This is a genomic window from Halobacterium zhouii, assembly GCF_021249405.1.
In the GTDB taxonomy this organism is placed as follows: Archaea; Halobacteriota; Halobacteria; order Halobacteriales; family Halobacteriaceae; genus Halobacterium; species Halobacterium zhouii.
In genome coordinates, this window is sequence record NZ_CP089593.1 from 147,839 (window position 1) to 165,831 (window position 17,993).

Consider the following 17,993-nt stretch of genomic DNA (forward strand, 5'->3'; position numbering starts at 1 on the left):
TGCGGCCGCTCAAAAAAGCACGCACCGGTCGCGCTGTCACTCCGTCCGTTCGTTCTGGTAGTCGCCATCGTACACTTCGTCGTGGTCGGCTTCCGCGAGCACGAACTGGGCGACGCGAGCGCCCCGCTCCAGTTCGACGTCGTGGTGGACCTGTAGCAGCCCCTCGCCTTTTCCCGTGTAGCCGGCGTCCCAGACGGCGGTGTTCAGCATACAGGAGTTCCGCATCAGCGACGACCGGGGGTAGAGGAAGCCGACGTGGTCGTCGGGGACGGAGATGGTCTCGGCGTACTGCAGGATGTAGCCGCCGGGTGGCAGGTAGAACGTCTCGGCGTCCTCGCGCCACTGTTCGCCGCCGTCCTCGTGTGGTGTGTCCCGTTCTTCGGGCTGGAGCGCCTGTCGCTCCCCGATGGTCTTCCCGTCGCGAGTGATGCGACCGGGTTCGCGCTGTTCGAGGACGGTCTCGACGGTGAGGTCGACCCCGTTCGGCTGGACCTGCTCGTCGGCAACCGATTCGACGTGTTCGGCGACGAACGCTCCGCTCGCGTACATTGCGTGTGGGGTCGGACTCGCTGGGTAACTCTCTGTCGATTCCGCACACGGCCTGGCTGGCATTCGGGTGTTGCGACGCACTGGCGATGCCCTTTCCTATCCGCCTCTCTAGGATTTTATTATATTATCTTATAGAGAAAATTTAAGTCTATGGTGGGATGTTTACGGGATGGTATGCGAGACAATACCAGTCTGACGAGGCGCGGTTTCCTCGGTGCAACGGCAGCAGCGAGCACAGTCGCACTGGTCGGTACGGCGTCCGGTGCACCCAGCAACGGAACCGACCGCCGGGAGTACATCGTCGGCGTCACCGGCACGAAGTCCGACCCGAAGGGCTACGTGAAGCAGTTCCTGAAGGGCGGAGAGGAGGCCGTCGGAGCGAACCAGACGCTGAACGCGGTGGTCGTCGGCCTGCCGGAGAACGCAACCGAACCCGCTCACGAGAACTTCGTGGAGCGCCTGGAGAGCGCTGACAGCGTGAAGTACGTAGAGGACAACGAGACGCTCACGGCGCAGGTCGTGCCGAACGACCCCCGGTACGGCGACCAGTACGCCGACCAGCAGGTGAACGCGCCCGAGGCGTGGGACACCACGTTTGGGGACGCCTCCGTCTCCATCGGCGTCGTCGACCAGGGTGTGAAGTACGACCACCCGGACCTCGACGGCAACATGGACGGGTCTGTGTCGAACTACGGCTACGACTTCGTGGACGACGACCCGGACCCGTATCCGGACAGCATGTCCAACGAGTACCACGGCACGCACGTCTCCGGTATCGCCGCCGCCGAGACCGACAACGGCGAGGGCGTCACCGGCATCGGGAACTCCAGTGTGCTCTCCGGGCGCGCGCTCTCGGAGGAGGGCTCTGGTTCCACGAGCGACATCGCGGACGCCATCACGTGGGCGACCGACCAGGGCGTCGCGGTCATCAACATGTCCCTCGGGGGTGGCGGCTACACGAACACGATGAAGAACGCCGTCTCGTACGCGCAGGACAACGGCGTACTCGTCGTCGCTGCGGCGGGCAACGACGGCCAGAGCTCCGTCTCGTATCCGGCGGCGTACAGCGAGTGTCTCGCGGTCAGCGCACTCGACCCGGACGAGACGCTGGCGTCGTACTCGAACTACGGCGGCGACATCGAACTCGCGGCGCCGGGGACGAACGTGCTTTCGACGTGGACTGACGACGGCTACGACAAGATCTCCGGCACGTCGATGGCGACGCCGGTGGTCGCCGGTGTCGCCGGTCTCACGCTCGCTCAGCACGACCTCACGAACGCGGAACTCCGGAGCCACCTGAAATCGACCGCGGTGGACGTCGGCCTCTCGAGCGACAAGCAGGGGTCGGGCCGCGTCGACGCCGGGAACGCCGTCAACACGGACCCGGGTTCGGGCGATGGTGGCGACGGCGGGTCGTCGACCACGTCGTCGGTGTCCGACTCGCTGTCGAGTTACGCTGACTCGGACTGCTGGACGTACGGCTTCGAGTACTCCTCGCCGAGCAAGGTCGTCATCGAACTCGACGGCCCGTCGGACGCCGACTTCGACCTCTACGCGAACACGGGGGAGAGCGCCTGTCCGACCACCTCGGGCTACGACTATCGGTCGTGGACGACGGACTCCCAGGAGACCATCACCATCGACAACCCGGACACGTCGACGGACCTCCACGTCCTCGCCGACTCGTACAGCGGGAGCGGTAGCTACACGCTCACCATCACCGAGTACCAGTAAGCGACCACGTGCGAGCGAGGCACTGTTCAGGAATCACCGTCTGTCGTCCGACTGGTCCTCCCGTTCCGGTTCGCGTCCGCCACGCCATCGCGTTCCGCCGCTGACTCGGGGCCGGAATCGACCGTACGTTCATCGTGAGCACGTGTCGAATAAGGAATGAGGGGACGTATTAGGTGATAGCACGAATCCTGAAACACGCGGGATTTATAATCGTAGACAGTCCATTTCCGCACGCTATGGGACAGACGCTTACGGAGAAAATCCTCGACGATCACCTCGTTGAGGGCGACCTCGTTCCCGGTGAGGAAATCGGGATCGAGATCGACCAGACGCTCTCTCAGGACACCACTGGGACGATGGTCTGGCTGCAGTTCGAGGCCCTGGACATGGACGAAGTTCAGACCGAACTCGCAGCGCAGTACTGTGACCACCAGACCTACCAGTTCGACTTCAAGAACACCGACGACCACCGCTTCCTGCGCTCTGCTGCCGGCACGTACGGCGCGTACTTCTCCCGACCGGGCAACGGCATCTGCCACAACGTCCACAAGGAGAACTTCGCCGCGCCGGGCAAGACGCTGCTCGGCTCGGACAGCCACACGCCGACGCCGGGCGGCCTCGGCCAGCTCGCAATCGGCGCCGGCGGCATCGACATCGCGGTCGCCATGGGCGGCGGCGCGTACCACGTCGAGATGCCGGAGGTCGTCAACGTGCGCCTCGAGGGTGAACTTCCCGAGTGGGCCACCGCGAAGGACGTCATCCTCGAGATGCTCCGTCGCCTCTCCGTGAAAGGCGGCGTCGGCAAAGTGCTCGAGTACACGGGCCCGGGCGCGGAATCGCTCTCGGTTCCCGAGCGAACCACCATCACGAACATGGGCACGGAGCTCGGCGCCACGTCCTCGATCTTCCCGACCGACGAGAAGACCAAGGACTGGCTCTCCCGCTTCGACCGCGAGGACGAGTACGTCGACCTCCAGCCCGACGAGGACGCCGAGTACGCCGACGAGATCGTCGTCGACCTCTCGGACCTCGAACCGCTCATCTCCACGCCGTCGATGCCCGACAACGTCGTGCCCGTCCGCGAAGTCGCCGGGCAGGAAGTCGAGCAGGTTATCGTCGGCTCCTGTACGAACGGCGCCTACGAGGACGTGCTGCCGGCCGCGAAGATGCTCGAGGGCCGCCAGATCGCGCGCCACGCCGAGATGATCGTCGCGCCCGGTTCGAAGCAGGCCTCCGAGATGCTCGCCCGCGAAGGCTGGACGGCCGAGATGATGGCCGCCGGCGTCAACTTCTCCGAGGCGACCTGCGGTGCGTGTATCGGCATCGGTCACGTGCCCGCTTCGGACTCGGTGAGCCTCCGCACGTTCAACCGCAACTTCGAGGGCCGTTCGGGCATCGAGGACGACTCCGTCTACCTCTGCTCGCCGGAGGTCGCGGCGGCGTCCGCCATCAAGGGCGAGATCGTCGACCCGCGAGACCTCGCCGACGAACTCGGCGACCTCGAGGCCCCCGGCTTCGAGATGGGGACGTCGTACACCGCCGGCTACGGTGCCGGCGACGCCGACATCATCACGCCCGAGGAGTCCATCGACGACGACCTCATCAAGGGCCCGAACATCAGTTCCGTGCCCGTCAAGGAACAGCTCGAGTCCAACATCTCCGGTGAAGCCCTCCTGAAGATGGAGGACAACATCACCACCGACCACATCATCCCGGCGACCTCGGACATCCTGAAGTACCGCTCGAACATCGAGCGCCTCTCCGAGTTCACGCTCAGCCGCGTCGACGACACGTTCGCGGAGCGCGCGAAGGAGGCCGACAGCGGCTTCCTCGTCGCCGGCGAGAACTACGGTCAGGGTTCCTCCCGCGAGCACGCGGCGATGTGCCCGATGCACCTCGGTATCGAGGGCGTCCTCGCCCAGAGTTTCGCCCGCATCCACAAGGCGAACCTGTTCAACTTCGGCATCATCCCGCTGAACATCGACGAGGACACCTACGACCGCATCGAGCAGGGCGACGACGTCGAGATCGTCGACGACGTCAACGAGGCCGTCGAGTCCGGCCAGGAGGAGTTCACGGTGCGCGTGAACGACGACTGGGAGGCGACCGCGACCCTCGACGCCTCCGAGCGCGAGCGCCGCATCCTCGCCGCCGGTGGCAAGCTGTCGCTCACGAAGCAGCAACACAGCGACAGCGGCGCCGCACCCGCCGACGACTGACGACCCGACGCCGAGCGGTGGCGAACGCCCCGCTCACAACGCCCAATTTTATTTCGGCGAAACGACGACGCATCCACAGCTTTATCCGGCGTACCGAGCAGCCTCCGGTATGGCGAACGTCACACGCGTTCCCGCAACCGTCGCGGCCGGCATCGGCGCGCTTTGCCTGCTGGCCGCGCCCGCGAACGCGAACGCGGTCGCGGGACTGATCGCGCTCGCCCTCGCGGTGGCGGCGTTCACGACGGCGGGCGCGCTCTGGCAACTCTGCTGAGCGGCCGTAGTTCCTTTACCCGACGTCGTCCTACCTCCAGCCGTGACGCCCGTCGAGCACGCCCGCGGCGACACGTCCATCCGGGCGGTGACGCGCGCCGACCTGCTGGACGTCCTCCACATCGAGAAGTCGGTGTTCCCACAGCCGTGGCCGTACTCGGCGTTCGAACGCTACGTCGACGCGCCGGGATTCCTCGTGAGTGTCACCGACGCGGACGACGCTCTGGACTCTCCGGACGAAACCCTGGACTCCTCCGACGGATTGCAGCGTCGGCCCGCCGCCGACGCGGCCGACCACGCGACGACGGGAAACGGTGACTCGGGCGGCGGACTGGCCGCCGCACTCGACAGCGTGACCGGGGACGGCGAAACGATAACCGGCTACGTCGTCGCGACGGAGCGCTCGGACGACGGTGGACCGGTCGGCCACGTCAAGAACATCGCGGTGCATCCGGACTGCCAGCACGAGGGCGTCGGGTCGGCGCTCCTCGCGCGGGCCCTCTCCGTGCTCTCGAACCGCGATGTACGCGGCGTGAAACTCGAGGTTCGCCGGGGGAACGACCCCGCTATCGGCCTCTACCGGTCGTTCGGGTTCGAGCACCATCGGACGATTCCGGAGTACTACGCGGACGGCGAGGACGCGCTACTGTTTGTCCTGGACTTCGCGGACCGTGACGCGTTTTAACGAGCGCCGCGTTGGCCCGGACATGGGCTACGAGTGTCCGGTGTGTGGCACCGAGGAAGCCGACGGTGAACACCTCGCGAACCACCTCGCGTTCACCGCGCTCACCCGGGGCGGCGACCACGAGGCGTGGCTCGACGAGCGCGTGCCGGACTGGGCCGACCGCGACCCCGACGGACTCGCGAACGAGGTCACGGGGTACGCCACCGAGACCGACGCGGAACCGAGCACGGAGTCACACGACCACGACGTACCGGCCGTCGAACGCCCGGAGAACGCCGACCTCTCCGGGAACGCCGCCGAGATTCTCGCGGAAGCCGAGGCGATGACGCGACAGATGCACGAGGGCGAGGACGCCGACGAGGAGAACGCTGGCGGCGAGAACGCTACCGACGACACCGGAACTGGCGCGGACTCCGAAAACGAGTAGGGCGTGGCGAGCACTGGATGGGGCATGACGGAGACACGTGGACTGCTGTCGCCGGAGACGGGGGCCGAGGCGCGCGAGCAGTACGACGCCGCCGGACCCGCCGCCCAGACGGTCACGCGAGAGATCGCTCGCGCGATGGAGTTCGAGAAAGCGGAGTACGACGACCGCGTCACCAGCGACGTCGTCGAGACCGCCCGCGACGCCCTGTTCGCGTCCTTGCTCCGCGTCGAACTCGGCTCCTTCGAGGAGTTCGACGCCGCCAAATCCGAGCATCCCGACGCCGACGTCATCCAGGAAGGGACCGAGGACGTCGACCGCGTCGCGTGGCACCACGCGCCCGCGGCGAACGCCATCGTCGCGACCACGTTCCAGGAGAAACCCGACGCCGCGGTGGCGACGCTCCGCCGCATCGCCTTCGGGCGCGTGTACCGTGACGTTCTGGAGTAGTTGCGTCTAGGGTTTGGTTTGGGACTTCGTGGAACGGTCCAGCTGGCGAAAACGGAACTAGCTTCTTCGACACCCAGAAAGCCCCGCCTGGCGTAAACTGGGCCATTCCTGTGACCACCCAGAAAGCCCCGGGGCGCTCGCTGCCTGCGACTCGCTGCGCGCCTTGACCTTCGGTCTGCGGTGCTTACGTCGTCTCGGCTAGCGAGCGCCCCGCCCCTTTCAGCCCCACCATACCGGCTGGCCAACCGGTATCGGGTGGGACTGAAAGGGGCGGCTATCTCGACGAACCTGGACGACGTAAGCACTGCAGCGAACAAAGTGAGCGAAGCGCGCAACGAGTCCCGGGAGTCGAGACAGCCGGGGCTTTCTGGGTGTCCGCAGAAGCAGTTCAGTTTCCTCCAGTCGGGGCTTTCTGGGTGGCCATAGAGGAGAATCAGTTCGCGATAGCCACAGATCTCTGGCTGGCCTCAACAACCGACGAGTCGCTAACTCCCCACGCAGTTTCACACCCGGGAAACGCCTTTCACGGGCGACTGCCTCCGTCCGGGTGTGCAGTTCACCGTGCCGCCCGCCCTCGAACCCGGCGATCAGGTCGCGGTCATCGCGCCCGCGTCCGGCCTCGCAGCGGCGTACCCCGAGGTGTACGAACTCGGCCTCGAGCGACTCCGCGAGGTGTTCGACCTCGACCCCGTGGAGTACCCGACGGCGACGGCCGACGACGAATACCTCCGTGAGCACCCCGAGGAGCGCGCTCGCGACGTGATGGATGCGTTCCGCGACCCGGACATTCAGGGCGTGATAGCGACCATCGGCGGGAACGACCAGATCCGCATCCTCGAGCACGTCGACCCGGACGTGCTCGCCGAGCACCCGACGCGGTTCTACGGGCAGAGCGACAACACGAACCTCGCGGCGATGCTGTGGCGCGAGGGAGTCGTCTCCTACTACGGCGGCGCGCTACTCACGGACCTCGCGACGTACGGCGGCATCCCCGAGTACGCCGAGCGCTACCTCCGGCGCGCGTTCTTCGAGGAGTCACATGGCGCCCTCTCCCCCGCCGACGAGGTCACCGACAAGGACGTCGACTGGGGCGGGTTCCCCGATGTCGAGGCGGACCCCGAGTACGAACCGTCGCCGGGGTGGACGTTCCGCGGCGGCGACGCGCCCGCGACGGGGCGGACGTGGGGTGGCTGTCTCGAGGTGATCGACCTCCTGCTCGCGAGCGACCGCTGCGTACCCAGCGTCGAAGCAGGAGACGAGGACCTCGTGCTCTGCCTCGAGACCTCCGAGGAACTCCCGGGCGCCGGCGCGGTCGAACGCACGGTCACGGCGCTCGGCGAACGCGGCCTGCTCGAGCGCGCGAGCGCGGTGTTGGTGGGTCGCGCGAAGGCCCGGAGCCACGTCGTCGACCGCCCGCCCGAGGAACGCGCCGCGTACCGCGACCGGCAGCGGGACGCCGTCGAGCGTGTCGCCGCGCGCTACGACCCCGACCTCCCGCTGGTCTTCGACCTCGAGTTCGGCCACACGATTCCGACGGCCGCAGTTCCGCTCGGCGCTCGGGTCACCGTCGACCCCCGCGAGGAGACCATCGTCTTCGAGTGACCACGCGACGGCAACACCGCTGTCGCCTCACCGGTCAGCCGCGCCGAGCGCGCGTACATCGAGTGACAGGCGCCGCCCGCCGCGTTCGGGCAGGGCTTAGTGCCCTCCCGTTCAACCGGCGAGCATGAGCGACCGTGACCCACTCCACGACTGGCCGGTGCTGGATTCCGAGACGGAGTACGACACTGGCTGGTACGCTGGCGGGTTCGACCGCGTCGAACAGCCCGACGGCTCGGCGAAGGAGTACTACTGGGCTGACCTCCCGCCGGCCGTCGTCGTGGTGGCCGAGGACGACGGCGACGTGGTGTTCGTCGACCAGTACCGACCAGTCGTCCGCGAGCAGTGTCTGGAACTGGTGGCCGGGATCGTCGAAGAGTCCGATGGCGGTGGCGAGGACGCCGACACCGGTGACGAGACGGCTCCCGAATTGGGGCGTGAATCATACGTCGCGGCGGCGCGCCGCGAACTCCGGGAGGAGGCCGGCTTCGAGGCGGGCGAACTCCACCTGCTCCAGGAGTTCTGGGTGGCGACCGGCGTGCTCCGGCACCGGCGCGGCATCGTGTTCGCCACCGACCTCACAGAGACCGACCGCGACCTCGACGACAACGAGTTCCTCTCCGTGGAGCGGATTCCTGCCGAGGACGCACTCGACGTCGCCCGCGAACCGCCGGCGAACGACGCCACCATCGAGGGACTGTTGCTCGCGAAAGCCGACGGCTTCCTCTGACCGTAACGTGACTCGACGGAGCCTCTGGCAGTGGCGAGGCAATGATGCACTGTCGCGACCACAAGCCGTAACCGCCGCGGTGCCCTCCGCTCACGCATGGACGGCGAAGTTTCCGTCGAGGACCTTCCACCGCTGCTCGAGGCGGACGGCGTGCGCGTCGTGGACATCCGCACCCGCGAAGCATTCACGCGCGGCCACATCCCCGGCAGCGAGAACATCCCGTTCGCCGAACTCCCGCGCTCCGTCGACCGACTCGAGGGCGCCGAGCGCGTCGTCACGGTCTGCCCGCACGGCCACTCGAGCGTGCAGGCCGCGCGCCTCGTCGCGTCCTACGAGGGGCTCGCCGACGGCGCGCGCGTCGAGAGTCTCACAGAGGGACTGAGCGGCTGGGACGGCGAACTGGTTGCAGCGACAGACGGTGAGCAGGCAGACAGCGAGCGCGCGGACGACGAGGGACCGGAGACCGACGCACCGTTCTGAGTCTCCGTTCCGACCGCTGGGGCGCCGTCGCTACCCTGCCGTCACGCGTCGAGAGAGAAGCGGGTCGTGACCGTCAGTCGGGTGTCAGGCCACGTTGTAGCCCTTGTCGCGGAGGAAGTCCTCCACGCGTCCGGAGTGGTTGCCCTGGAGTTCGATCTCGCCGTCCTCGACGGTGCCCCCGCACGCGAACTTCGATTTCAGGTCCGATGAGAGGCTGTCGAGGTCGACGTCCTTCGGGTCGAATCCTTCGATGACGGTCACTTCCTTTCCGTAGCGACGCTCGTCGATGCGGATTGTGATTTGCTGAGACTCTTTCGCGACGTCCTCGCAGACGCAGAGTTCATCGGGCAATCCACACGTCGAGCAGACTTCCGACATTACACCTCGGGCTACGAAATCCGTCTATTAAACACTATCGCCGCGGCGAAGACCGGGTAGGCGGCTGTATTCGCTGGCGAGCGACCGCGCGAGACGCTTCGCTTCGGCGGCGTCCTCGCCGCTCACGCCACCAGCGTACCGGGAGCGCTCCCGGAGCGCCGCCACGCGTTCGGCGCGCTCGTCCGACCCCACGTCCCGGAGGTACTCGCGGACCGTCTCGCCCGCTCTCCGCTTCCGGTGGCGCTTCTCGAGTACGTACTCCACGCGCTCGAAGGCGCCCTCCACCTCCTCGTCGGGGTCGCCCCGCGGCAGCCACCGGAGCCAGAGACTCCGGTACACTCGCCCGGAGAGGCCGACGTAGCGGACGCCGGCCGTCAGTCCGACCAGCATGACTCCCCAGACGACGAGCGTCGTGACCGGGGGAAGTGACATCCCGCCAGCGCTCTCACCGCCCGCGCCACCAACCTGCGGCGGAGTGGCCCCGGACACGTTCGCCGTCTCGTTCCCGATGTGCTGGACGCCGTAGGCCTTCTTGTCGAGCGGCGGGCCGGTGCTGGTCTGTGCGCCCTGCTGGGAGGTGTTGTTCTCGGACGGTGACGGGAGCGTCGGCGCCGGGGGCGTCCACGTTCCGTTCTGGCTGCCCGCGGCGTCGACGCCCGGGACGCCGGACTGGCGCGCCGAGGTCACTCGCTGGTTTTCCGTGCTCGCGCGCTCGCCGCCCGGCGTCGGGTCGAAGCGAACCCACCCGCGGTCCGGGACGTACACCTCGACCCACGCGTGCGAGTCGACGCCCCGGACCACCCAGGTGTCCTCGCTGACGCGCTGCCCGGGCGTGTACCCGACGACGAAGCGCGTCGGCACGCCCTGCGTGCGGAGCATCACCGCCATCGAACTCGCGTAGTACGTGCAGTACCCCGCCTCGTACTCGAGTATGAACTCGTTCACGAGATTCCCCTGGCCGTTACGCGCGTCCAGTGAGTACTCCTTGTTCCCCTCTAGCCACCGCTCGATGGCGGCGGCCTTCGCGTAGTTCGACGTCGACCCGTTCGTGATGCGGGACGCGAGTTCGACCACCCGGGAGCTCGTGCTGGACGGCGTCTGGAGGTACCGACCCCGTATCTCGGCGGGCGCTGTGCCCGTCTCCGACGCGAGCGTCTCCGGGTCGCTCACCGGTCCCCGACTTCTGACCACGTAGCTGTCGCCGCTGTGCAGCGTCGCCTGGGACTGCAGTAATCCACCCCCCGTCACGGTCGCTTCCACGCCGTCGACGGACTGGACCACGGCCGCGGCCGGCAGGAGGTTCAGCGTCCGCTTGGCGGTGACGCGTTGGGTGACGTGTCTCCCTGTCGGTGGCGGGGTGTTCTCGGCCGTGCCGACGCCGGACGTTCGAACCCAGCCGTCCCCCGTGAACCGGTCGTAGACGCCCGCCCGCCAGTACGACGCGGCGTCCGACTCGACGACGAAGTGGACTTTCGGGCTGAGTCGGATGCTCCCGCCGACGCCGACGTAGCCGTCCGCGCTCACGAGACTCCCGGACGCCGTGCTCGCGGACGCCGGCACGAGCGGCGAGCGACCGCCCGGCACTGCGGTCACGCCTGCGGACGCGACCACCATCACGGCCAGCACCGCGGCGAGCACCTCGACCTGGCGGCGACTCGCCTCGTGCCCGGCGAGCGTGCCGAAACCGACCGCGCCCGCCGCCGCCAGTACGCCGACGAGCGTCGTCGTCGTGGTGCTGTCGCCGGTCAGCACGAAGAAGCCGAGTGTCAGCGCGGCGACGCTCGCGGCGGCCGCGTACTGCCGCCGGAAGACGAGGTACGCCGCGAGGAACGTCGGTGCCGGGGCGACCGCGAGCGCCCACGTCCCGGCGGCGGGCATCCGCATCACGGAGTATCCCGTGAGGAGCGCGACGCCGTCTTTTACGACGCGCATCGGCGTGAGCGCGTCGAGGTACGCGGGCGGCACCGTGGTCAGGTAGGCGGCCAGTCCGCCGACGAGGAGCACTCCGGCTAGCACGGTGGCGTACTTCCACGGCAGCGCGCGGAACACGGCGGCGAGCACCACCACCGCGGCGACCTCCGCGACCAGCGGGGTCGGCCCGCCGATCACCGTCACGACCTCGTACAGCACGGAGAGGTACGCGCCGACGACCACGGCGACGAACGCGCCCGCCGCGACATCACGCCCGCTCACGGAGTCGCGTCCGCGTATCAGGGCGTCTCGAACGCCCGCACCGAGGCGGTGCCCGACAGTTCCACTCATACGCTCACCCGCTGGCTCGCGCCAGCGCGACCGCCGACGAACTCCTCGTACCGGTACGCGGTGTCTCCCACCGTGACGGAGACGTGCTCGCCGCTCTCGGGCGCGTGGACCACGATGTCGGCCTCGTCCTTCCGCCGCGAGCGGAGTTTCCCGCGGCCGAAGCGCGCCAGAATCTCGAGGACGCGGCGGCGGTGGGGGTCGCCGTGCGCCGGGTCGACCGCTCCGACGGCGGTGGTCACACCGACCGCCACCCCCGCGTCGAGGAGGTGTGTGACGATACTCGCCGTGGCCTCCGCGACGGAGTCCTCCCGCGGCCCGAGGGCTTCCGCGGCCACCGTCACCCGGTTGGTCGACCCCTCGCCGACGAACTCCGTGACGGCGAGTTCGTTCGGGCGCTTCGCGCTCGCCTTCCAGTTCACGTCCCGTAGCGGGTCGCCGCGCTCGTACTCGCGGACGCCCGCGAACTGCTCGCGCTCGTCAGTCAGTCCGACGTACCCCGTGAGCAGCGACGCCGTGCTCTCCAGGGAGTGCACGCGCGGGAACACCGTCACTCGCTTCGACCCGCCGGCGGCCTGTTCGGTCCGCCAGAGGCCGAAGGGGTCGGTCGCCTCGACGCGGCACGGCCCGATGGAGTGGACGCCTCGCGACGCGAACTCCACCTCGTACTCAAGCCACCGGCCGTCGGTCTCCGCCGCGTGTTCGCTCTCGCCGCGCAGTCCCGCCGAGAGGTCGTCCCGGATGGTCACCGGGTACGGCCGTGACGCGTTCACGCGCACGTCGACCGTCCGCCACTCCCCCTGGTGCCCCTCGCGCGGGGCGACGCGCTGTATCTCCGGGTCGGGGTACGAACGGACGTACAGCGCGGTGACTGCGAGCAGCGCGAACGCGGGGACGACGACGGCGTTCAGGCTCCGACCACCGAACGCGTACCCGAGCACGATACCGAGGAGGGCGACCGCGAGCACCGCCAGCCCGCGGCGGGTTGGTTCGGGGTGCATCTCACTCCGGTTGTATGGTGTCGAGTGCGCGCTCGACGAGCGTTCTCGCGGGGTCTCCGCCCAGCGTGCCGCCGGTGTCCGCGCGAACTCGGTGTGGGAGCACGGTGCGCGCCTCGGCCTGCACGTCGTCGGGAATCACGTACTCTCGGCCGTCGAGCACGGCGCGGCCCTGCGCTGCCCGCAGCAGTGATATCGAACCCCGCGGACTCACGCCGAGTGCGGCGTGGTCGCGAGTGTAGCGCGCGAGTTCCGTGACGTACTCCTTCACGGGCCGGGCCACCTCGACTGTGTCCGTGGTGGCGCGGGCGCGCCGCAGGTCCTCGACGGACGCCACCGACTCGATGTCGTCGATGGGGTGACCGCCGACGACCCGGTCGAGCACGTCGACCTCCTCCTCGCGACCGGGGTACCCGAGGCGCAGTTTCTTCATGAACCGGTCGAGTTCAGCGACCGGCAACTCGTACGTTCGGTCGCGGTCGACGGAGTTCTGGGTCGCGATGACCGTAAACGGGTCCGGAAGCCGCCGCGTCGCCCCGTCCGTCGTCACCTGCTCTTCCTCCATAGCCTCCAGGAGTGCGGACTGGGTCTTCGGCGGCGCGCGGTTGATCTCGTCCCCGAGCACGACGTTCGCGAACACCGGCCCGGCCTGGAACTCGAACTCCCGGCTCTTCTCGTTGAACACGTTGACGCCCGTCACGTCCGTCGGCAGGAGGTCCGGCGTGAACTGCACGCGCTGGAACTTCCCGTCGAACGACCGCGCGACGGCGCGAGCGAGCATCGTCTTCCCGACGCCGGGAACGTCCTCCAAGAGCACGTGTCCACCGCCGAGGATCGCCGTGACGACCTGTTCGATGGCCGATTGCTTGCCGACGATGACCGTCTCGATGTTCTCCACGACGCGTCGCGCGACGTCGCTCGCGTCCGCGACCGGGAGCGGCGCAGGGGCGTTCTCCTGCGTGCGAGCGTCGGCCACGGCACGAGTGTCCTGTGTGTCTGTCATGAGTGGGTGGGTTGTGGGCCGGCGGCAGTCAACTGTCGAACGGTACGCGCTGAGATACTTGTATGCTTACTGGTCACACGCTCCACGACGCGCACTCACGGCAGACGTGTTCGTCACCGTCCCGCCAGCGACGCGCGGCGTGCGACCCACACGCCGCGCACTCGCCGCCGGGCCGCCACGAACTCGTGAGCGTCGACGGTGCTGGCGCGTCGTCCGCGGACTCCTCGCGGGCGACGCGACTCCCTTCGCCGGAAGCCGGCGACTCCTCGCCCCCCTCGCTCGCGTCCGCCGTCTCCTCGCTCTCCGCTCCCGATTCGTCAGTATCGGCGAACGCGTCCAGCGTCGCGTCCTCTGTCACGTCCTCTCATTACACGGCCTCTGGCATAACGCTCCCGGAGAATCTAAGGCCACGGCACCCACACGTCCGGTATGGTCTGGCTCATCGACAACATCACCACTGCCGTCGACCTGTTCGGAACGGTCGCACGAACCGACCCGCTCTCGGCGGTCCTGCTCGCGCTCGGCGGCCTGCTCGTGGCGTTCAGCTCCGCCATCTTCGGCTACCTCGCGCTCGGCGGCCTGCTCGAACCGCTCGCCCCCGAACACCTCGACCACCCCGCCCGCCGGGAGCGAACGTAACGAAGCTCACCCGGTTCGGCCGCGAGCGGCTCAGACGCCCGCGTCGTCGAACGCCGCCGCGAGCAACTCGACCGCCGCCGCCCGGTCAGGGCCCAGCGGCGACCCCGCGACCACGCTGTCGACGTGGTCACCGACCGCCTCGAGCTGTGACGCCACCATTCCCGGGTCGCCCGCGATACAGAACCCCTCCAGCATCGCGTCCGTCACCAGGTCGAACGCCGCTGAGAACGCCCCAGACTCGATTTTCTCTCCGATCTCCCGAGCGCGCTCGCTGTCGACGCCGTGCCGGTCGAGCACCGGCGTCGCCGCGCCCGCTGCGATGAACGCCACCGGCGGCCGCGCCGCGTCGAGCGCCGCCGCCGCGTCTTCGGCCACCGACACCGACGCGAACGCCGCCACGTCGACGTCACCCGCGACCACTCGATCCGCCTCACCCTCCGCGACGCGCTCGCGCGCCCACGACAGGTCCCGGGGGTGGCTTGCGTTCACCAGCACGCCGTCCGCGTGCTTTCCCGCCATACGGAGCATGTGTGGCCCTTGCGCGCCCACGTACACCGGAATCTCCTCGGGTTCGTAGTTCAGTCCTGCGTCGCGTGCGACGAACGTCCCGTCGTGGTCGACGCGCTCGCCCGCCCACAGGTCCTGTGCGACCTTGAACGTCTCGAGCACACGGCGGAGCGGCCGGTCGCGCTCCACGCCCAGGTTCGACAGCGTCGACCTGTCGCCCGCGCCGATACCCAGTACTCCGCGCCCGTCGCTCACCTCGTCCAGCGTCGCGACCTGGGACGCGAGCTTTACGGGATGCGTGTCGTAGGGGTTCGCCACGCCTGGCCCCACGCTGACCGTCTCGGTCGCCGCAGCCACCCGGTCCAGCGCCACGAACGGGTCGCGATTGTTGTAGTGACACGACGCAAACACCGCGTCGAACCCGGCTTTCTCGGCCACTGCCCCGAGGTCGGCCACCTCCGCGACCGGTAGCTCGGGCGTCAGTTCAATCCCGCGCATACTCCCACTCGTCGAGTGCCTGCCGCACGAAGTCACCCTCTAAGTCGCGGTAGAGGTTGTCGCTACCATCGTGGTCGCCGAACTCGAAGTCCCGAACGACCACCACGGGTGTCCCGTCGTCACCTTCGCCCGACACGAGGTTCGCGGTCGCCGCGAGTTCGTCCACTACGCTCTCGACGGTGACCTCCAATTCCTTCCCGTCGCGGTCGGTCTCGCCGCGCCAGTCCCGCGACGCCGGCATTCCCGCCCATCCGAGTGCGACGCCGCGCTGCCCGTGACGGAACGGACGGCCGGACGTGTCCGTGACGATGACCGCAACGTCCGCGTCCAGTCCGTCGCGAACGCGTTCGGCGCTCTCGGTCGGTCGCTCCGGCAGCAACAGTAGGTCGGCGTCGCCGGTGTTCGACCGGTCGATGCCGGCGTTCACGCCGACGTGCCCGAAGCGCGTCTCCGTCAACAGGAACGGCGCGTCCATCCACACTGCCGCAGACTCCTCTAGGACGGCCTGCGCGAACCGGGGGTCTTTCTCCTCGCCCGCGATGTCGGCGAGTCGGTCGGCTATCTCCGTGGCGAGCTCCCCGGGCGGGAACGCCGACAGCGGCGCGCTCCGCCCCTCGGCCTTCGAGACCACGGTGCTGGCGACACAGACCACGTCGCCGTCGGCCAGGTCGGCGCGCTCGGAGACGAGCGCCGCGAGGTCGTCGCCCTCGCGAACCTCCGGAACGTCCGGTACCGCGAACGCGTGCATACCCGGGCTTCGACCCCGCAGACAAAAGCACCGGCGGTACCGGTCGGTCCTTCCACCGGCACGGCGCGCCCCTGCCGCCGGGTCTGTGCGTCCTCACTACAGACCCAGCGCGTCACCGCCACCGGGCTTCGACCGAAACCTCCGACCCGTCGACGTCGACGAGCAGGAGCGACGCTGAATCGGCGGGGTCCGCGCCCGTCGCACTCCCCGGGTTCAGGAGGCGCACGCCGTCGACCCGCCGGTCGCGCAGTTCGTGCGTGTGACCGCACATGCCGATGGCGTCGGGGTCGTCACGGGCGTCCTTCACCGCGGACACCACGCGTTCGTCGTAGTTGTCGAGCGAGCCGTTGCCGTGGGTCACGACGAACTGCACGTCCTCCACCCAGAGCGAGTCCACTCTCGGCAGGCCGATTTGCGTGGGGTCAGCGTTTCCGCTGACTGCCACGAAGTCCTCGTCCGCGAGGTCGCGGATCGCTTCGTAGGCGTCCGTGCTGTCGAAGTCACCGGCGTGCACGACGATGTCGGCGTCCTCGATCTCGACCTCGGCGAAGTCCGGGAGTTCGTCGGCCTGTGACGGGATGTGGGTGTCGCTGACGAGCGCTATGCTTCTCATACCCTGTTCTTGTGCGCCGAGGGGCAAATAGCTTCGAGGGGGTTCAGGTGCGACGCGACGCGCTGGCGACGGAGTGCGAAGCCTCTTTTTCGCCCGGTCGCGTACCCACTATCGGGCGACGGTGACGAGGAGTTACCCCCTCCGAGCCCCTTGTGACGAGGCCTTTCTCCCGAGTCGCCCATCCTCGACCCGGAGAGCGGCGGGGCTGTCAGAGACGCAATCGCTATACCGTGGAGAATTGGCTTGCAGGCAGCGACATCAGCGTACGAGTCGGGTTACTGCCGTTCCGCATCCAGCCGACCCGCGGCAACTCGTCAGATCACGCGAGGGGTTGGTCCCGCTCTCGTACTTGAACCTACGCAGCCAGCCGGTGGCGATATCCGCCTGCTTCGACCGCCACCAGCATTCGCGCGGCGAAGCCGCGCGATTCCCGCGAACGCGAAGCGTTCGCGGCTTTTTTAGCGTAGATTTTTTGGCCGAGCGGTTCGCGCTTCGCGCGAACCCGAGGCGAAAAAAGGTACGTCAGAAGAACTGCTTGAGGTGTTCTTTCTTCTCGTCCTCGAGTCGGACGCGGACGGCGTCGTTGAGCGTCTGGATGCGGCCCTGTTTTGCGGTGATGGGAGCGATAGTGTCCTGCCACTGTTTCCACGGCGGCAGCAGGCCGAGGCGGTCGGCGATGTCGTCAAGGCGTTCGTCGCGGTCCTCGACTTTGTCCATCTTGTTGACGGCGGCGATGCGGGGGATGCCGAGCTCTTCGAGCAGGTAGAACAGTTCGACGACGTGCGGAATCTCGTCCTCGCTGGAGTGCCGGTCGATGATGTCGACGGCGGCTTTCCCATCGAGGACGAGCACGCCCGCGATGATGGAGTCGGCGTTGTCCTCGAGGTAACGCACGATGCTCGTCTTGATGGTCTCGCGGTGGTCGTCCTCGACACCGGACATGAATCCGAAGCCGGGGAGGTCGGTAATCACGAAGTCCTCGCTCGCCCAGTCGAAGTGGTTGGGTTGGCGGGTGACGCCGGGTTTCTGGCCGGTCGGCACGCTGTGGCCGGTGAGCTCGCGCATGAGCGTGGATTTGCCGACGTTCGACCGGCCGACGAGCACTACCTCGTCGCTCCGGTTAGGGCGGTTCTCGAACACACTCGTCTGTTGCCGCCGCTCGGGGTTAAGTGACGCGTGTTCGCGTCCGAGTCGGCGGTCCGTGTACGCT

Annotated in this window: 20 protein-coding genes; 10 read left to right on the forward strand and 10 right to left on the reverse strand. The window is 68.2% G+C overall.

Annotated features, from left to right (window positions below; translation table 11 throughout):
• Positions 1 to 36: 36 nt before the first annotated feature.
• Positions 37 to 549 carry a deoxyuridine 5'-triphosphate nucleotidohydrolase gene (locus tag LT970_RS00750; RefSeq protein WP_232687057.1) on the reverse strand — a complete coding sequence of 171 codons (513 nt, stop codon included), beginning with the start codon at positions 547 to 549 and terminating at the stop codon, positions 37 to 39.
• Positions 550 to 723: 174 nt separating this feature from the next.
• Between LT970_RS00750 and LT970_RS00755 the strand changes: the two genes are divergently transcribed.
• From LT970_RS00755 to LT970_RS00795, 9 genes are all read left to right on the forward strand, one after another.
• Positions 724 to 2,283, forward strand: coding sequence for a S8 family serine peptidase (locus LT970_RS00755; protein WP_232687058.1), 1,560 nt, complete (start codon positions 724 to 726; stop codon positions 2,281 to 2,283).
• A 236-nt stretch (positions 2,284 to 2,519) separates the two neighbouring features.
• Positions 2,520 to 4,502, forward strand: coding sequence for an aconitate hydratase (locus LT970_RS00760; RefSeq protein ID WP_232687059.1), 1,983 nt, complete (start codon positions 2,520 to 2,522; stop codon positions 4,500 to 4,502).
• Positions 4,503 to 4,611: 109 nt separating this feature from the next.
• Positions 4,612 to 4,773 (forward strand): hypothetical protein, encoded by a 162-nt coding sequence (locus tag LT970_RS00765; RefSeq protein WP_232687060.1) that lies wholly within the window; start codon positions 4,612 to 4,614, stop codon positions 4,771 to 4,773.
• A gap of 42 nt (positions 4,774 to 4,815) precedes the next feature.
• Positions 4,816 to 5,457 carry a GNAT family N-acetyltransferase gene (locus LT970_RS00770; RefSeq protein WP_232687061.1) on the forward strand — a complete coding sequence of 214 codons (642 nt, stop codon included), beginning with the start codon at positions 4,816 to 4,818 and terminating at the stop codon, positions 5,455 to 5,457.
• Positions 5,444 to 5,884, forward strand: coding sequence for a DUF5810 domain-containing protein (locus LT970_RS00775; RefSeq protein WP_232687062.1), 441 nt, complete (start codon positions 5,444 to 5,446; stop codon positions 5,882 to 5,884). Before LT970_RS00770 ends, LT970_RS00775 begins: the two co-directional genes overlap by 14 nt.
• A gap of 24 nt (positions 5,885 to 5,908) precedes the next feature.
• Complete coding sequence (locus tag LT970_RS00780) at positions 5,909 to 6,331, forward strand: DUF5809 family protein (protein ID WP_232687063.1); 423 nt, start codon at positions 5,909 to 5,911, stop codon at positions 6,329 to 6,331.
• Positions 6,332 to 6,880: 549 nt separating this feature from the next.
• Positions 6,881 to 7,933: a S66 family peptidase gene (locus tag LT970_RS00785; RefSeq protein WP_232687064.1), complete on the forward strand. Its 1,053-nt coding sequence runs from the start codon at positions 6,881 to 6,883 to the stop codon at positions 7,931 to 7,933.
• A gap of 124 nt (positions 7,934 to 8,057) precedes the next feature.
• Positions 8,058 to 8,660, forward strand: a complete 603-nt coding sequence (locus LT970_RS00790) for an NUDIX hydrolase (protein WP_232687065.1) — start codon at positions 8,058 to 8,060, stop codon at positions 8,658 to 8,660.
• A gap of 96 nt (positions 8,661 to 8,756) precedes the next feature.
• Positions 8,757 to 9,140: a rhodanese-like domain-containing protein gene (locus tag LT970_RS00795; RefSeq protein WP_232687066.1), complete on the forward strand. Its 384-nt coding sequence runs from the start codon at positions 8,757 to 8,759 to the stop codon at positions 9,138 to 9,140.
• An 84-nt stretch (positions 9,141 to 9,224) separates the two neighbouring features.
• Here the strand turns inward: LT970_RS00795 and yciH are convergent, their stop codons facing one another.
• From yciH to LT970_RS00820, 5 genes are all read right to left on the reverse strand, one after another.
• A complete protein-coding gene (gene yciH / locus LT970_RS00800) occupies positions 9,225 to 9,518 on the reverse strand; it encodes a stress response translation initiation inhibitor YciH (protein ID WP_232687067.1) in 294 nt (97 codons plus the stop codon).
• A gap of 27 nt (positions 9,519 to 9,545) precedes the next feature.
• Positions 9,546 to 11,780, reverse strand: coding sequence for a transglutaminase TgpA family protein (locus tag LT970_RS00805; protein ID WP_232687068.1), 2,235 nt, complete (start codon positions 11,778 to 11,780; stop codon positions 9,546 to 9,548).
• Positions 11,777 to 12,778 (reverse strand): DUF58 domain-containing protein, encoded by a 1,002-nt coding sequence (locus LT970_RS00810; protein ID WP_232687069.1) that lies wholly within the window; start codon positions 12,776 to 12,778, stop codon positions 11,777 to 11,779. The genes LT970_RS00805 and LT970_RS00810 overlap by 4 nt, the downstream gene beginning before the upstream one ends.
• A gap of 1 nt (position 12,779) precedes the next feature.
• Positions 12,780 to 13,778, reverse strand: a complete 999-nt coding sequence (locus LT970_RS00815; RefSeq protein ID WP_232687070.1) for an AAA family ATPase — start codon at positions 13,776 to 13,778, stop codon at positions 12,780 to 12,782.
• A gap of 73 nt (positions 13,779 to 13,851) precedes the next feature.
• Positions 13,852 to 14,136 carry a DUF7573 domain-containing protein gene (locus tag LT970_RS00820; protein ID WP_232687071.1) on the reverse strand — a complete coding sequence of 95 codons (285 nt, stop codon included), beginning with the start codon at positions 14,134 to 14,136 and terminating at the stop codon, positions 13,852 to 13,854.
• Between the two features lie 71 nt (positions 14,137 to 14,207).
• Between LT970_RS00820 and LT970_RS00825 the strand changes: the two genes are divergently transcribed.
• Positions 14,208 to 14,417 (forward strand): DUF8024 family protein, encoded by a 210-nt coding sequence (locus tag LT970_RS00825; protein ID WP_232687072.1) that lies wholly within the window; start codon positions 14,208 to 14,210, stop codon positions 14,415 to 14,417.
• A gap of 30 nt (positions 14,418 to 14,447) precedes the next feature.
• Here LT970_RS00825 and LT970_RS00830 read toward each other — a convergent pair whose 3' ends face one another.
• The 4 genes from LT970_RS00830 to engB form a co-directional block, all read right to left on the reverse strand.
• Positions 14,448 to 15,422, reverse strand: a complete 975-nt coding sequence (locus LT970_RS00830) for a 5,10-methylenetetrahydromethanopterin reductase (RefSeq protein ID WP_232687073.1) — start codon at positions 15,420 to 15,422, stop codon at positions 14,448 to 14,450.
• Positions 15,409 to 16,170, reverse strand: coding sequence for a coenzyme F420-0:L-glutamate ligase (locus LT970_RS00835; RefSeq protein WP_232687074.1), 762 nt, complete (start codon positions 16,168 to 16,170; stop codon positions 15,409 to 15,411). Before LT970_RS00835 ends, LT970_RS00830 begins: the two co-directional genes overlap by 14 nt.
• A 112-nt stretch (positions 16,171 to 16,282) precedes the next feature.
• Positions 16,283 to 16,783, reverse strand: coding sequence for a metallophosphoesterase family protein (locus LT970_RS00840; RefSeq protein ID WP_232687075.1), 501 nt, complete (start codon positions 16,781 to 16,783; stop codon positions 16,283 to 16,285).
• Between the two features lie 522 nt (positions 16,784 to 17,305).
• Positions 17,306 to 17,923 carry a GTP-binding protein EngB gene (gene engB, locus LT970_RS00845; RefSeq protein WP_232687076.1) on the reverse strand — a complete coding sequence of 206 codons (618 nt, stop codon included), beginning with the start codon at positions 17,921 to 17,923 and terminating at the stop codon, positions 17,306 to 17,308.
• Positions 17,924 to 17,993 lie beyond the last annotated feature (70 nt).